Consider the following 13653-nt stretch of genomic DNA (forward strand, 5'->3'; position numbering starts at 1 on the left):
GGAAAATGTTTAAAATAACGGTCTGCTTATTAACGTTTAATTCTGAGAGATTGTTGCATGATGTTATTCCGCCTCTTTTAAAAATAGCGGATGAAGTCGTCGTGGTTGATTCAGGGAGTACGGACAAAACACGATATATTTGTGAAAGCTTTGGACTGCTCCCGGTCTATAAAAAATTTGGCTGGCATGGCGAGCAGATGAACCATGCCATATCCTTAGCCAGCAATGACTGGGTCCTGTGCATCGATAGCGACGAAATTCTTGACCAGGAAACGGTTAATGCCATTTTAAGGTTAAAAGCAGGTGATGAGCCTGAGCCCGGAACGGCATGGCGAATATGCCGCCACTGGTTTGTTCTGGGTGAAGAAGTCCGGACGATTTATCCTGTTTCATCCCCTGATTATCCTGTGCGTCTTTTTAACCGTAAACAGTCCCGGTTTAATAACCGACCGGTAGACGATCAGGTTGAAGGTTTTCTCCGTTGTGAACGTATTCAGGGTTATGTAAAACATGATACGTTTCCCACGTTGCACGAGCTTTTTAATAAATTAAATTGTTATACAACCCGCCTGGTTCAACATCAAAAAATACGGCCCTCTGTTGGGCGCGGCTTAATCAGCGCCATCGGTGCTTTTTTCAAATGGTATCTTTTTAGCGGCGCCTGGCGTCAGGGCAAAGTGGGGGTGGCAACGGGTCTGTATGCCACAGCCTACAGCTTTTTGAAATATTTCAAATCCTGGTATCAGCATCAGGAGAAAAAAGAGCCCGTTGCGAATGAGCAGACGGACTCTCAGATTGCGAAATAAGCGTCAGGCTTTCTTACCCCATCCCTGCCACTGCTGCTGGACGTATTTCACCAGCGTACTGTTACTGATGCTGTCTCCGATGACGGAGAAGAAGCGGGTCGCGTAGACCGGTTCTAGCGGCTGCTTCGGTACGCAGCGCTTCACGCCGCGGAACGGATTACGCGGCGCCGTCGGGGTGGGCTGCGCAGAATTCAGCGTAGAGGTATCCACCTGCGGCTCATTCAGCAGATCGCTCGGGCGCACCAGCGTGATATCGGAAGGTAAGGTCGGCAGCATTTGCTGCAGGACGCGGACGGTAGACGGGTGGGGGTGACCGATGGCAATGGCCGAACCATTGCGGCGGGCCAGCTGTACCGCGCGATTAAACTGCACGCGAATATCGGCTTCGTTCTGGGTATCATCCAGGAACACCTTGCGCTTAATCACCTTTACGCCCGTTCCCTGAGCGGCGCGCATCGCCTGGCTGTTGCCGATGGTCATGCTGTCGAGGAAGTAGAGATTGTAACGCTCCAGCGCCTGCATCACTTTGAGCATCCCGTACAGGCTGGAGGTCATCGCGCTGCCCATATGGTTGTTCAGCCCTACGGCATACGGCACCTTGTTGTAGGCGTCGCGGATGATGCGCTCGATCTCCTCGCTGCTCATATCCGGGCGCAGGGTATCTTTTTCCAGCGGCTGCTTGCTGAGCGGGGCCATAGGCAGGTGGATGAGAACCTGATGCCCGCTGCTGTGGGCTTTGGTCGCCATCTCACGCGCGTGGGGGGCATTCGGCAGGACGGCAACGGAGATGGCCGACGGCATCGCCAGCACCTGGTTTTCATAATGTGGGCGATAACCGAAGTCATCAATCACGATAGCGAGCTTACCGGCGTATACCGGTGCAGCCAGCGCCAGCGCGCTGACGACGGAGAAAACGATTCGACGAAATTGAAGCAAAACTTATCTTCCCAACCACGGCTGTGGATTGACCGCCTGACCCTGACGACGAATTTCGAAATAGAGTGACGGGCGGCCCTGACCGCCACTGCTGCCCACAAGGGCGATGGGTTGGCCAGCGCGCACCTGCGTGCCGACGCTGACCAGCGCGCTCTGGTTGTAGCCGTAAAGACTCATGTCGCCTTTACCGTGCTCGACCACTACCACAAGCCCGTAACCCTGCAGCCAGTCGGCCAGAATCACGCGGCCATCGGCGATGGCTTTCACTTCGCTACCTTCAGACGCACCGATAACGATCCCTTTCCAACGTAGCTCACCCTGCAGCTGTTCGCCATAGCGATGCAGAATTGAACCACGAACGGGCCAGAAAGCCTGGCCGCGAGGAGAACCCAAACCGCCGGTACGCGACATCAGGGAACGTTCGCTCTCGCTTGGCTTGTAGGTGGTGCCTTTGCGGGACGCTTCCTGCTGCTTGTCGCGAACGGCCTGCGCCTCGCGCGCTTCTTTTTCGGCACGCGCTTTCGCCGCGGCTTCCGCACGGGCGATGCTGTTACGCAGTTTTGATTCGTTGGCGCGCATTTCGCTGAGCTGGCTCTGTCCTTCCTGAATAGAGGATTCAAGGCCGGAAAGGGTTTTCTTACGCTCGTTGCGCGCCTGCTCGAGCTTCGCCTGCTGGGCCTGCTGATCGTAGAGCAGCGTCTGCTGCTGGCTCTGCTTCTCTTCCAGCTCGGCTTTTTGCGTGGTGACCTCTTCGCGCGTCTGCTTCAGTTGCGCGATAGTCTCCTGACGCGCCTGGTTGAGATAGCCAAAGTAGGCCTGCAGGCGCTGGCCGCGCTGGCTCTCTTCGCCGCTGAGGATCAGCTGGAGTCCGGTATGTTCACCCTGGCGGAATGCGGCATCAAGCTGTGCGGCAAGGTTGCGTTCCTGCGCATCGCGCTGGCGTTCCAGTTTGGCAATCGACGCGTTCATCTCGTCGATCTGCTTGTTCAACTGGGCAAGGGTGTTTTGCGTTTCACGGAGTTTACGCGCGGCGGCGGAAATCGCCTCTTCCTGTTGCTTTAGCTGGGCAAGAAGTGCGGATCGCTGCTGTTGCTGCTGGCGTACCGCACGCTCTTTGGCGGCGATATCCGCCTGAATGGATTTCAGCTGGTCGCGGTCATCCGCGTGGGCGGATGCGGCGCACAGCAATACGCCAGCGCTGAGTGCGCTGGCGTAAAACAGAGGTCTGACTGATAACCTAAGCGGCTTCACGACCCATGTGATTGAAAAAATCGCCTTTCCCCTCATGGGGAGCGATTATTCCACGATGAACAGCGGCTTACCAGTCATCTCTTCAGGGATCGGCATCCCCATCAGCGACAGCATGGTTGGCGCGATGTCAGAAAGCTTGCCACCCTCCACTGCTTTCAGTGATTTATCACCCACATAAATCAGCGGAACGGGCAGGTTGGTGTGGGCGGTATGCGCCTGGCCGGTCGCTGGGTCGCGCATCTGTTCAGCGTTACCGTGATCTGCGGTGATCAGCAGCTGGCCGCCAACGGATTCAACAGCTTTCGCAACCTGATCAACGCAGTGATCCAGTGCTTCAACCGCTTTCACTGCCGCTTCCATCACCCCGGTATGACCCACCATGTCGCCGTTCGGGTAGTTACAAATGATGGTGTCATATTTACCGCTCTCGATGGCCGCAACCAGTTTTTCCGTCAATTCTGCAGAGCTCATTTCTGGCTGCAGATCGTAGGTCGCGACTTTCGGTGAGTTGATCAGAATGCGGTCTTCGCCTTTGAACGGCTCTTCAACGCCGCCGTTAAAGAAGAAGGTCACGTGCGCGTATTTTTCCGTTTCGGAAATACGCAGCTGCGTTTTGTCGTTCTTCGCCATCCACTCACCGAAGGTGTTTGCCAGCGAGGCTGGTGGGTACGCGCACGGCGCTTTGATGTCTGCCGCGTATTCGGTCAGTTGGATGAAGTCGATGTTTACCACTTTCTTGCGGGCAAAACCGTCGAAGTCGCTGTTGACGAAAGCACGGGTGATTTCGCGCGCGCGGTCAGCGCGGAAGTTCATGAAGATCAGCGCGTCGCCATCTTCCATGGCGGCGTCGGTCTGGCCTTCAGCGCGAATGACGGACGCTTTGACGAATTCGTCGTTTTCATCACGAGCATAAGCTGCTTCCAGCGCTTCAACGGCGGTCGCGAACTGGAATTCACCTTTTGCCAGGGTCAACAGGTCATAGGCCTGTTCAACGCGATCCCAGCGGTTGTCGCGGTCCATGGCGTAGTAACGGCCAATAATGGATGCTACGCGGCCTTTACCCAACGCGGCGAATTTGTCTTCGAAGGCTTGCAGAGAGCCTTTTGCGCTGCGTGGTGGCGTATCGCGACCGTCCAGGAAGGCGTGCAGATAGATTTTTTTTGCACCGCGTTCAGCGGCCAGTTCAACCATCGCCATGATGTGATCTTCGTGGCTGTGCACGCCGCCAGCAGAGAGCAGGCCCATAATGTGTACAGCCTTGCCAGCGGCAACGGCTTTATCGACCGCGCCAGACAGCGTTGGGTTGGAGAAGAAGGTGCGTTCTTTGATTTCAACGTCCAGACGCGTCAGGTCCTGATACACAATACGCCCGGCGCCCAGGTTTACGTGACCGACTTCGGAGTTGCCCATCTGGCGGTCCGGCAGGCCCACTTCCAGGCCAGACGCGTCAATCAGCGTATGTGGACGTTTTGCCCACAGGGCATCCATGACCGGGGTTTTGGCGTTGAAAATAGCGTTATCCTGGCTATCTTCACGGTAGCCATAACCATCCAGAATCACCAGTACCATAGGTTTTTTAGAAACCGACATTGCGACAACCTCATGCTCAAGAGTCAAAATTTGCGTAATTTTACTACAGCTGAATCGATCAAATAGCCGCAGAAGATCAAAGAAAGCGCAGTGGCAAGGTGCCCTCCAGACCATTTTGAGGCATTTTTTTAGGTGGCATGCCGCAGAAAATGGATTAGGTTATGGTCGCTGGCTGTATTTGCCAGAACGCACAGGTATACTCCTGTCCTGGTTTTTTTATCAATTAGTCGGGAGTAGTTACCCTCCATGCAAGAAATTATGCAATTCGTTAGCCGCCATCCGGTTCTGAGCATCGCGTGGATTGGCCTGCTGGCTGCTGTGCTGTTCACCACATTTAAGAGCCTGACGTCTAAGATTAAGGTTATCACCCGTGGTGAAGCGACGCGTCTGATTAACAAAGAAGATGCCGTCGTTGTCGATCTGCGTCAGCGTGACGATTTCCGTAAAGGTCACATTGCGGGCGCAATCAACCTGTTGCCAGCTGAAATCAAAGCGAACAACGTCGGTGAGCTTGAAAAACACAAAGCCCAGCCGATTATCGTTGTCGATGCGACCGGCATGCAGGCACAAGAATCTGCCAGCGCGCTTCATAAAGCAGGCTTCGAAAACGTAACTGTGCTGAAAGAAGGCATTTCCGGCTGGAGCGGGGAAAATCTTCCTTTGGTGCGCGGTAAATAAGGAGTTCAGTCATGGCCAATATTGAGATCTATACCAAAGCGACGTGTCCGTTCTGCCATCGTGCGAAAGCGCTGCTGAACAGCAAGGGCGTCACGTTCCAGGAACTGCCGATCGACGGTGACGCGATTAAACGCGAAGAGATGATCAAACGTAGTGGTCGCACGACGGTTCCGCAGATTTTTATTGATGCGCAGCACATTGGCGGCTGTGATGACTTGTATGCGCTCGACGCCCGTGGTGGACTCGATCCGCTGCTGAGCTAAGAGACTTTAGGACAATTAAAAAGGGTATTTCCATGTCAGAACAAAACAACACCGAAATGACTTTCCAGATCCAGCGTATCTACACCAAGGACGTCTCTTTCGAAGCGCCAAATGCGCCACACGTTTTCCAGAAAGATTGGCAGCCAGAGGTTAAACTTGATCTGGATACCGCATCTACCCAACTGGCAGATGACGTGTATGAAGTCGTGCTGCGTGTGACCGTTACCGCATCCCTGGGCGAAGAAACTGCATTCCTGTGTGAAGTACAGCAGGGCGGCATCTTCTCTATCGGCGGTATCGAAGGCAACCAGATGGCACATTGCCTGGGTGCGTACTGCCCGAACATTCTGTTCCCGTATGCGCGTGAATGCATCACCAGCCTGGTTTCTCGCGGTACATTCCCGCAACTGAACCTTGCGCCAGTTAACTTTGATGCGCTGTTCATGAACTATCTGCAGCAGCAGGCTGGCGAAGGTGCTGAACAACATCAGGATGCCTGATGAGCACTGTTAATGCGTCAATGACTGTGATCGGTGCCGGCTCATACGGCACCGCTCTTGCCATCACGCTGGCAAGAAATGGTCACGATGTGGTCCTCTGGGGCCACGACCCAAAACATATCGCAACGCTGCAGCGCGACCGCTGTAACGTGGCGTTTCTCCCGGACGTTCCGTTCCCTGACTCCCTGCACCTTGAAAGCGACCTTGCGACCGCGCTGGCGGCCAGCCGCAACATTCTGATTGTGGTTCCGAGCCATGTCTTTGGCGACGTGCTGCGTCAGATTAAGCCGTTGATGCGCCCGGATGCGCGCATTGTCTGGGCGACTAAAGGACTGGAAGCCGAAACCGGACGCCTGCTGCAGGACGTTGCCCGTGAAGCGCTGGGTGATGAGATCCCGCTGGCGGTCATCTCCGGCCCGACCTTTGCCAAAGAGCTGGCCGCTGGCCTGCCGACGGCGATTTCGCTGGCCTCAACCGATCGGGCCTTCTCCGACGATCTTCAACAGCTGCTGCACTGCGGCAAGAGCTTCCGCGTCTACAGCAACCCCGATTTTATCGGTGTGCAGTTGGGCGGAGCGGTGAAGAACGTGATTGCGATTGGTGCCGGGATGTCCGACGGCATTGGTTTTGGCGCCAACGCGCGTACGGCGCTGATCACCCGCGGTCTGACCGAGATGTCCCGCCTGGGCGAAGCGCTGGGTGCCGATCCGGCCACCTTTATGGGAATGGCTGGCCTGGGCGACCTGGTGCTGACCTGTACCGACAATCAGTCTCGTAACCGCCGTTTTGGCATGATGCTCGGACAGGGCAGCAATGTGAAAGACGCGCAGGAGAAGATTGGTCAGGTGGTGGAAGGCTACCGCAATACCAAAGAAGTCCGCGAGTTGGCGCACCGTTTTGGTGTCGAAATGCCAATAACCGAGGAAATTTATCAGGTATTGTATTGCGGAAAAAATGCGCGCGAGGCAGCATTGACCTTATTAGGTCGTGCGCGCAAGGACGAGCGCAGCAGTAACTAGTCGGAACCGTTGTCACCTGAATGACCCAGCCAGCGCAGAACTGGCTGGTCATTAACTATCGTCTGGAGTAAGCAATGCCGTGTGAAGAACTGGATATCGTCTGGAACAACATTAAAGCCGAAGCCCGGGCGCTGGCCGACTGTGAGCCTATGCTGGCCAGTTTCTACCACGCAACGCTACTCAAGCACGAAAACCTCGGCAGCGCGCTCAGCTATATGCTCGCCAACAAGCTGGCATCCTCAATAATGCCTGCTATCGCTATCCGTGAAGTGGTGGAAGAGGCTTACGCCGCTGACCCGGAAATGATCGCCTCTGCCGCCTGTGATATCCAGGCCGTGCGCACCCGTGACCCGGCGGTCGATAAATATTCTACGCCGCTGCTGTACCTGAAAGGCTTCCACGCTCTGCAGGCGTACCGCATTGGCCACTGGCTGTGGAATGAAGGCCGCCGCGCGCTGGCGATCTTCCTGCAAAACCAGGTTTCCGTGACGTTTCAGGTTGATATTCACCCGGCGGCGAAGATTGGCCGTGGGATCATGCTCGACCACGCCACCGGGATTGTTGTCGGGGAAACGGCAGTGATTGAAGACGACGTCTCGATCCTGCAGTCGGTTACCCTGGGCGGTACCGGCAAAACCAGCGGCGATCGCCATCCGAAAATTCGTGAAGGGGTGATGATAGGCGCGGGTGCCAAAATCCTCGGCAATATCGAAGTCGGCCGCGGCGCGAAGATCGGCGCAGGTTCCGTGGTGCTCCAGCCTGTGCCACCGCATACTACCGCCGCTGGCGTACCGGCGCGCATCGTCGGTAAACCAGACAGCGACAAGCCGTCCATGGACATGGATCAGCACTTCAACGGCATTCACCATACCTTCGAGTATGGCGACGGCATTTAACTTCTGAGAATGGCGCCCGGATATCCCAGCTGGCGCCATGCTTCATACACCACCACCGACACCGCGTTCGACAGGTTCATGCTGCGGCTGTCCGGCATCATCGGAATACGGATTTTCTGCTCAGCGGGCAGGGCATCCAGAATCGTGGCCGGCAGGCCGCGGGTTTCCGGGCCAAACATCAGATAGTCACCTGCCTGATAGCTCACGGCGCTGTGCGCCGGCGTGCCTTTGGTGGTCAGGGCGAACATGCGCTGCGGCTGCTCGGCTTCCAGAAACGCGGCGTAATCGTGGTGGCGAATAACGGCGGTAAATTCATGGTAATCCAGCCCTGCGCGACGCAGACGTTTGTCGTCCCACGTAAAGCCCATTGGCTCAATGATGTGCAGACGAAAACCGGTGTTTGCACACAGGCGGATGATATTGCCGGTATTCGGCGGAATTTCTGGTTCGAATAAAACGATGTTAAGCATGCAGCCCCCTTAATTGCGGGGGCAGGATAGCAGAAAAGAGAGCAACTACGCGACGCCGGGTTCCTGCGAGCGGCTATACAGCATTTTGTAGACGGTTGCCGCGGCGGCCACCAGAGCGGGTACGCTGAGGATCATTAAAATACTGTCCGCCTGCCACTGCATCGAAAGAAGCTGGGCGCTGGTCATGGTTCCCGCCACGCCGCCAAAGCGGCCGATCCCCTGCATCCAGGCGATGCCCGTCGCGCGGCACTCGGTAGGGTAAAAGGTGGCGGCCAGGGTTTGCATGCCCGACTGCGCGCCGTTCATCGCGATCCCCATCAGGAAGATCAGCCCGCCAAACAGGGCGATATGATTATGCTCCATGCCGAGTAGCAGGATCAGCCCCATCGTCAGGATAAACCCGCCCGCGACCACCTTGTGCGCTTCCCAGCGGTCCATCATCCAGCCCGCGAGCAGGATCCCGGCCGTGCCGCCGAAGGTGAACAGCGAGGTGAGCCAGGCTGACTCCGCCAGCGCATAACCCATCCCCTGCATTAGCGTCGGCATCCAGCTCAGCAGGACGTAGTAAATCACCAGCCCCATAAAATAGGTCACCCACAGCATCAGGGTGCCGGGCAGCCAGGGCATCGAAAACAGCTGCGACACGCTTCCTTTTTTAGACGCGACTTTCTCCTCCGCCAGGAAAAAGCCCGTGACGCTATCCAGCGTGCTGCGGGCGAACCGGTTGGCGATGCGGCGGACCTGCATGACATCTCTTCCGCGCTGCACCAGAAACTTCACCGACTCCGGCAACAGCAGCGCCAGCAGCAGCGTTAAAACCAGCGGCGCAATCGCGCCGGTCAGCAGTACGCTTCGCCAGCCGTGATGGGGGATAAGCCAGGACGAGATCGCGCCGCCGCCCGCCGCACCCAGAGGGAAGCCGCAGTACATGGTGTTAATCGCCATGGCGCGACAGCGCTGGGGGGCAAACTCGGAGATAAGCGTAATGGCGTTGGGCATCGCAGCTCCGAGCCCGAGCCCCGTCAGGAAGCGCCACAGCGTCAGGGTATTCAGACTTTGCGCCCAGGCCGTCCCCAGGCTCGCCAGGCCGAAGAACAGGCACGAAAAGACCAGCACGCGCTTGCGCCCCATCCGGTCCGATACCGGACCGGCGATCAGCGCACCCAGCGACAGCCCCAGCAGCGCCGCGCTCAGCACCGGCCCCAGATCCTGTTTATGAATCCCCCATTCTGCCGACAGCGTAGGCGCGATGTAGCCCATCGCCGCCGTATCAAAGCCATCGATCGCCAGAACCAGAAAGCCCAGCACAATGAGCAGCCAGTGAAATCCTGAAAAGCGACTTTCATCGATCACCTGCTGAATATCCACTTTACCTGAATAGTTCATACGCTCCCCTCTGATGTGATGTTGTTTTTGTGTTCTTGTATTTGCTTGTCTATACAATTGCGGGCGGCAGGTGTATGTCAAATTTTCTTATTAAATATGTTATCTGGATGTTATTTTCGGCATAAAAAAAGCGCCCGAGAGGAAGATCGGACGCGTGAGAAAGGGGTGTTAACGAGGGGAAGAATTTAAGCCGCGTTTCCCTGAGCAAGGGGAGCCAGCGCCGCCGGTAACTTGCTTAACTCCTGCACCAGGGAGTCTCTGCTGATTTCGCCGATCGTTTTCGCACCGGTCAGCGTCATCGCCACCTTCATCTCTTTTTCGATCAGGTTGAGCAGATTCGCCACGCCTGCCTGACCGGCCGTCGCCAGGGCGTACAGATACGCGCGTCCAAGCAGCACGCTGTCGGCACCCAGCGCAATCATGCGCACTACGTCCAGCCCGTTGCGGATCCCGCTGTCGGCCAGGATGGCAATATCGCCCTTCACCGCATCGGCTATCGCTGGCAGGGCGCGTGCGGAGGAGAGCACCCCGTCAAGCTGGCGTCCCCCATGATTAGAGACCACAATACCGTCTGCGCCAAAGCGGACCGCATCGCGGGCATCTTCCGGGTCGAGGATCCCCTTGATCACCATCGGGCCATCCCAGAATTCGCGGATCCACTCCAGGTCTTTCCAGGAGATGGACGGATCGAAGTTGTTCGCCAGCCAGCCGATGTAATCCTCCAGCCCGGTGGGTTTACCCAGATACGCCGAGATATTCCCCAGATCGTGTGGACGACCGTTCAGGCCAACGTCCCACGCCCACTGCGGATGCGTTACCGCCTGCCAGTAGCGGCGGAGCGCCGCATTTGGGCCGCTCATGCCGGAGTGCGCATCGCGGTAGCGCGCGCCGGGGGTCGGCATATCAACGGTAAAGACCAGCGTGGAGCAGCCCGCCGCTTTGGCGCGCTCGAGCGCGTTACGCATAAAGCCGCGATCGCGCAGGACGTACAGCTGGAACCACATCGGGCGTTTGATGGTTGGGGCGACCTCTTCAATCGGACAAACCGAGACGGTAGAGAGGGTAAACGGAATACCTTTGGCATCCGCTGCAGCGGCGGCCTGCACTTCGCCACGGCGGGCATACATACCGCACAGGCCTACGGGCGCGAGCGCGACGGGCATGGAAAGCGTTTCGTTAAACAGTTTCGTCTCAAGGCTCAGGTCAGACATATTCTTCAGCACGCGCTGGCGCAGAGCCACCTCCGACAGATCCTCCACGTTGCGGCGCAGGGTGTATTCGGCATACGCCCCGCCGTCGATGTAGTGGAACAGGAACGGGGGCAAAATGCGCTGCGCCGCGGCGCGATAGTCACTGGCTGCTGAAATAATCATGCTTTGTTCTCCCTGGAAATATCACTGTCGCCAGGCAGACGGGTAATACGCGCCTGTCGGGCCTGGTCTTCATCGAATCGTTTGATGGTGGTATGCACGAAGCCGAGATGCGCCATCATTGCTTTGCGCGCGGCTTCGGCGTCACCGGCCAGAATGGCGTTGAGCACCGCCTCGTGCTGTTCGGTCAGCTGGGCAAACACCGGCGGAACCAGATACATGCGCTGGCGGCTCTGCTTCACGGAGGATTGCAGCAGGTCGAAAAACCCGCGCATGGTCTGGAGCAGCACCACATTGTGCGACGCCTCGGCAATCGCAAGGTGAAAACGGACGTCCGCCTGGGAGGCGATATCCGGGTCGCTGCTTTGCGTGGCCTCAAAGCAGGCGATGAGTTTCTCTTTGTCGGCGTCGGTTGCCCGCATGGCCGCGTGCCAGGCGGTACTGGTTTCGATGGCGTGGCGCGCTTCAAGGATGTCGAAGCTGTAGTCCGGGTCGTTCTCCATCAGCGTTTTCAGCGGCTGAACGATGTTTTGCTCGGACCAGTCGTCATGCTGCCAGCGCACAAAGGTGCCGCCGCCGCGACGGCTTACCAGTACCCCTTCGCTGACCAGCGTCGCCAGCGCCTCGCGCAGTGAATTACGCGACACGCCAAGCTGGGCGGCGAGCTGGCGTTCGGCGGGCAACTTCATGCCCGCTTCCAGCTGTTGTTCTTCAATCAGCGCCCGCACGCGAGAGGCAATCTCGTCGGACAGGCGTCTGGGCATCACTATCATGGGATCATCCAGGTTAAGACATAGGCCTGCAGGGTGGTGATCACCCCGACCATGCAGGTGAATATCAGGCTGTGTTTCACGGTAAAGCGGAACAGATCCGACTCTTTACCGACCAGTCCCACCGCCGCACAGGCAATGGCAATAGACTGCGGGGAGATCATTTTCCCGGTCACGCCGCCCGTCGTGTTCGCGGCCACCAGTAGGACGTCCGACACGCCAATCTGCTGGGCCGCCGTGGCCTGCAGTGCGGCAAACAGGGCGTTAGACGAGGTATCGGAACCGGTCAGGAACACCCCCAGCCAGCCGAGGAACGGCGAGAAGAAGGTGAAGGCGTGGCTGGTATGGGCCAGCGCCAGTGCCAGCGTTGATGACAGGCCGGAGTAGTTCGAGATAAACGCGAACGCCAGCACCATGCCGATGGAGTAAATCGGCAGCATCAGCTCTTTAACTGTCGCCGCAAAGGTCTGTACCGCAGCCGCAGGCTTCATGCGCAGCCACACCACGGAAAGAATAGCGGCAAACAGGATGGCGGTCCCGGTGGCGGAGAACCAGTCGAATTTATAGACCGCGGCATACGGCGTGGCGGCGTGCACTACCGGCGGCATACGGGCGACCATCTTGTCGAGGAACGGCACGGAGATATTAATCACCATGTCGTACAGCGCGCCGCCAGGGGCGAACAGGGCTTTAAACGGCGGGATGCTCCACAGCGTGACCGTGGCGGTCAGGAACAGGAATGGCGACCAGGCGCGGATCACCTGTCCTGCGGTGTAGCCGGTGCGGGCCAGCGTTTGATCGACCTGCGAGGCGCCCATGTCGGCGAAGCGGAAAATACGGACCGGCTGCCAGCGTTTCAGGAACAGCGTCAGGCAGACCAGAGAAACCAGCGAAGAGATGATGTCCGGCAGCTCCGGGCCAAGGAAGTTCGAGCTGAGGTACTGGGCGATAGCGAACGAACCGCCCGCCACCATCACCGCAGGCCAGGTCTCCTTCACGCCGCGCCAGCCGTCCATAATCGCCATGATCCAGAACAGGACGATAATGGTCAGGAAGGGCAGCTGGCGGCCAACCATCTGGCCGATCTCGAAGCTGTCCAGCCCGGTGACCTGCCCGGCTACCAGAATCGGAATACCCATCGCGCCAAACGCAACCGGAGCGGTGTTCACAATCAGGCACAGACCTGCGGCATAGAGCGGGTTAAAGCCCAGACCCACCAGCAGCGCAGCGGTAATCGCCACCGGAGCGCCAAAACCTGCCGCGCCTTCCAGAAACGCCCCGAAGGAGAAGCCAACAATCAGCATCTGCAGGCGCTGGTCCGGCGTGATGGAGAGAATCGACGAGCGGATAATGTCGAACTGCCCGGTTTTCACCGAGATTTTATAGACAAAGACCGCCGCGATGATTATCCATGCAATCGGCCACAGGCCGTAGAAGAAACCGTAGACGACGGAGGCCAGCGCGCGATCGACCGGCATTTTGTAGAAGAACAGCGCCACCATCAGGGCGATGGCAACGGTATACGTCGCGGCGAGGTAGCCCTTCAGCTTGAGCTTAATCAGCGCAAAGAAGAAGAACATGATCGGAAGCGATGCGATCAGGCTCGACAGCCAGATATTTCCAGCCGGGTCGTAGTTTTGTTGCCAGAGGCTCATGCAGGTCTCCTGGGGACCAGACAGCCTGCGCTGCGGGTGAGTCTCCGCTCAACTCTGCGTCAC

14 protein-coding genes are annotated in these 13653 nt (G+C 57.6%); 6 read left to right on the plus strand and 8 right to left on the minus strand.

Annotated features, from left to right (window positions below; genetic code table 11):
• Positions 1–5: 5 nt before the first annotated feature.
• Positions 6–806: a glycosyltransferase family 2 protein gene (locus tag KGP22_RS00565; protein ID WP_223580894.1), complete on the plus strand. Its 801-nt coding sequence runs from the start codon at positions 6–8 to the stop codon at positions 804–806.
• 3 nt (positions 807–809) lie between these two features.
• On the opposite strand, the gene KGP22_RS00570 is transcribed toward KGP22_RS00565, so the two are convergent.
• From KGP22_RS00570 to gpmM, 3 genes are read right to left on the minus strand one after another with little or no spacing between them, the layout of a single operon-like run.
• The gene (locus KGP22_RS00570) at positions 810–1742 is read right to left on the minus strand and encodes a divergent polysaccharide deacetylase family protein (protein WP_223580896.1); all 933 of its coding nucleotides are present in this window, start codon (positions 1740–1742) and stop codon (positions 810–812) included.
• A gap of 3 nt (positions 1743–1745) precedes the next feature.
• Positions 1746–3005 carry a murein hydrolase activator EnvC gene (envC, locus tag KGP22_RS00575; RefSeq protein ID WP_245405367.1) on the minus strand — a complete coding sequence of 420 codons (1260 nt, stop codon included), beginning with the start codon at positions 3003–3005 and terminating at the stop codon, positions 1746–1748.
• A 33-nt stretch (positions 3006–3038) separates the two neighbouring features.
• Entirely contained in the window at positions 3039–4583 is a 1545-nt protein-coding gene (gpmM, locus tag KGP22_RS00580; RefSeq protein WP_223580900.1) for a 2,3-bisphosphoglycerate-independent phosphoglycerate mutase, read from the minus strand.
• 246 nt (positions 4584–4829) lie between these two features.
• Between gpmM and KGP22_RS00585 the strand changes: the two genes are divergently transcribed.
• The 5 genes from KGP22_RS00585 (at position 4830) to cysE (ending at position 7939) form a co-directional block, all read left to right on the plus strand.
• On the plus strand, positions 4830–5261 hold the full coding sequence (locus KGP22_RS00585) for a rhodanese-like domain-containing protein (RefSeq protein WP_023309913.1): 432 nt from the start codon (positions 4830–4832) through the stop codon (positions 5259–5261).
• Positions 5262–5272: 11 nt separating this feature from the next.
• Complete coding sequence (gene grxC / locus KGP22_RS00590) at positions 5273–5524, plus strand: glutaredoxin 3 (protein ID WP_023309914.1); 252 nt, start codon at positions 5273–5275, stop codon at positions 5522–5524.
• Between the two features lie 32 nt (positions 5525–5556).
• Entirely contained in the window at positions 5557–6024 is a 468-nt protein-coding gene (secB, locus tag KGP22_RS00595; protein ID WP_003860835.1) for a protein-export chaperone SecB, read from the plus strand.
• Entirely contained in the window at positions 6024–7043 is a 1020-nt protein-coding gene (gene gpsA, locus KGP22_RS00600; RefSeq protein ID WP_115876693.1) for an NAD(P)H-dependent glycerol-3-phosphate dehydrogenase, read from the plus strand. The genes secB and gpsA overlap by 1 nt, the downstream gene beginning before the upstream one ends.
• 74 nt (positions 7044–7117) lie before the next feature.
• The gene (gene cysE, locus KGP22_RS00605) at positions 7118–7939 is read left to right on the plus strand and encodes a serine O-acetyltransferase (RefSeq protein ID WP_008502718.1); all 822 of its coding nucleotides are present in this window, start codon (positions 7118–7120) and stop codon (positions 7937–7939) included.
• Here the strand turns inward: cysE and trmL are convergent.
• From trmL to lldP, 5 genes are all read right to left on the minus strand, one after another.
• Positions 7936–8409: a tRNA (uridine(34)/cytosine(34)/5-carboxymethylaminomethyluridine(34)-2'-O)-methyltransferase TrmL gene (gene trmL, locus KGP22_RS00610; protein WP_021242431.1), complete on the minus strand. Its 474-nt coding sequence runs from the start codon at positions 8407–8409 to the stop codon at positions 7936–7938. The two genes, cysE and trmL, sit on opposite strands and share 4 nt — an antisense overlap.
• 45 nt (positions 8410–8454) lie before the next feature.
• Positions 8455–9795 carry an aromatic acid/H+ symport family MFS transporter gene (locus tag KGP22_RS00615; protein ID WP_223580902.1) on the minus strand — a complete coding sequence of 447 codons (1341 nt, stop codon included), beginning with the start codon at positions 9793–9795 and terminating at the stop codon, positions 8455–8457.
• A 185-nt stretch (positions 9796–9980) separates the two neighbouring features.
• Entirely contained in the window at positions 9981–11168 is a 1188-nt protein-coding gene (gene lldD / locus KGP22_RS00620) for a quinone-dependent L-lactate dehydrogenase (protein ID WP_023309918.1), read from the minus strand.
• Positions 11165–11938 (minus strand): transcriptional regulator LldR, encoded by a 774-nt coding sequence (lldR, locus tag KGP22_RS00625; RefSeq protein WP_023294814.1) that lies wholly within the window; start codon positions 11936–11938, stop codon positions 11165–11167. Before lldR ends, lldD begins: the two co-directional genes overlap by 4 nt.
• Positions 11935–13590, minus strand: a complete 1656-nt coding sequence (lldP, locus tag KGP22_RS00630; RefSeq protein WP_223580903.1) for an L-lactate permease — start codon at positions 13588–13590, stop codon at positions 11935–11937. The genes lldR and lldP overlap by 4 nt, the downstream gene beginning before the upstream one ends.
• Positions 13591–13653: the final 63 nt, after the last annotated feature.

The organism is Enterobacter sp. JBIWA005 (genome assembly GCF_019968805.1).
Classification (GTDB): domain Bacteria; phylum Pseudomonadota; class Gammaproteobacteria; order Enterobacterales; family Enterobacteriaceae; genus Enterobacter; species Enterobacter vonholyi.

Bases quoted from the DNA above. Each gene is read 5' to 3' on its own strand.
- KGP22_RS00565 (WP_223580894.1), top strand. From the start codon at position 6: ATGTTTAAAATAACGGTCTGCTTATTAACGTTTAATTCTGAGAGATTG.
- gpmM (WP_223580900.1), bottom strand. From the start codon at position 4,583: ATGTCGGTTTCTAAAAAACCTATGGTACTGGTGATTCTGGATGGTTAT.
- KGP22_RS00585 (WP_023309913.1), top strand. From the start codon at position 4,830: ATGCAAGAAATTATGCAATTCGTTAGCCGCCATCCGGTTCTGAGCATC.
- grxC (WP_023309914.1), top strand. From the start codon at position 5,273: ATGGCCAATATTGAGATCTATACCAAAGCGACGTGTCCGTTCTGCCAT.
- secB (WP_003860835.1), top strand. From the start codon at position 5,557: ATGTCAGAACAAAACAACACCGAAATGACTTTCCAGATCCAGCGTATC.
- gpsA (WP_115876693.1), top strand. From the start codon at position 6,024: ATGAGCACTGTTAATGCGTCAATGACTGTGATCGGTGCCGGCTCATAC.
- cysE (WP_008502718.1), top strand. From the start codon at position 7,118: ATGCCGTGTGAAGAACTGGATATCGTCTGGAACAACATTAAAGCCGAA.
- trmL (WP_021242431.1), bottom strand. From the start codon at position 8,409: ATGCTTAACATCGTTTTATTCGAACCAGAAATTCCGCCGAATACCGGC.
- KGP22_RS00615 (WP_223580902.1), bottom strand. From the start codon at position 9,795: ATGAACTATTCAGGTAAAGTGGATATTCAGCAGGTGATCGATGAAAGT.
- lldD (WP_023309918.1), bottom strand. From the start codon at position 11,168: ATGATTATTTCAGCAGCCAGTGACTATCGCGCCGCGGCGCAGCGCATT.
- lldR (WP_023294814.1), bottom strand. From the start codon at position 11,938: ATGATAGTGATGCCCAGACGCCTGTCCGACGAGATTGCCTCTCGCGTG.
- lldP (WP_223580903.1), bottom strand. From the start codon at position 13,590: ATGAGCCTCTGGCAACAAAACTACGACCCGGCTGGAAATATCTGGCTG.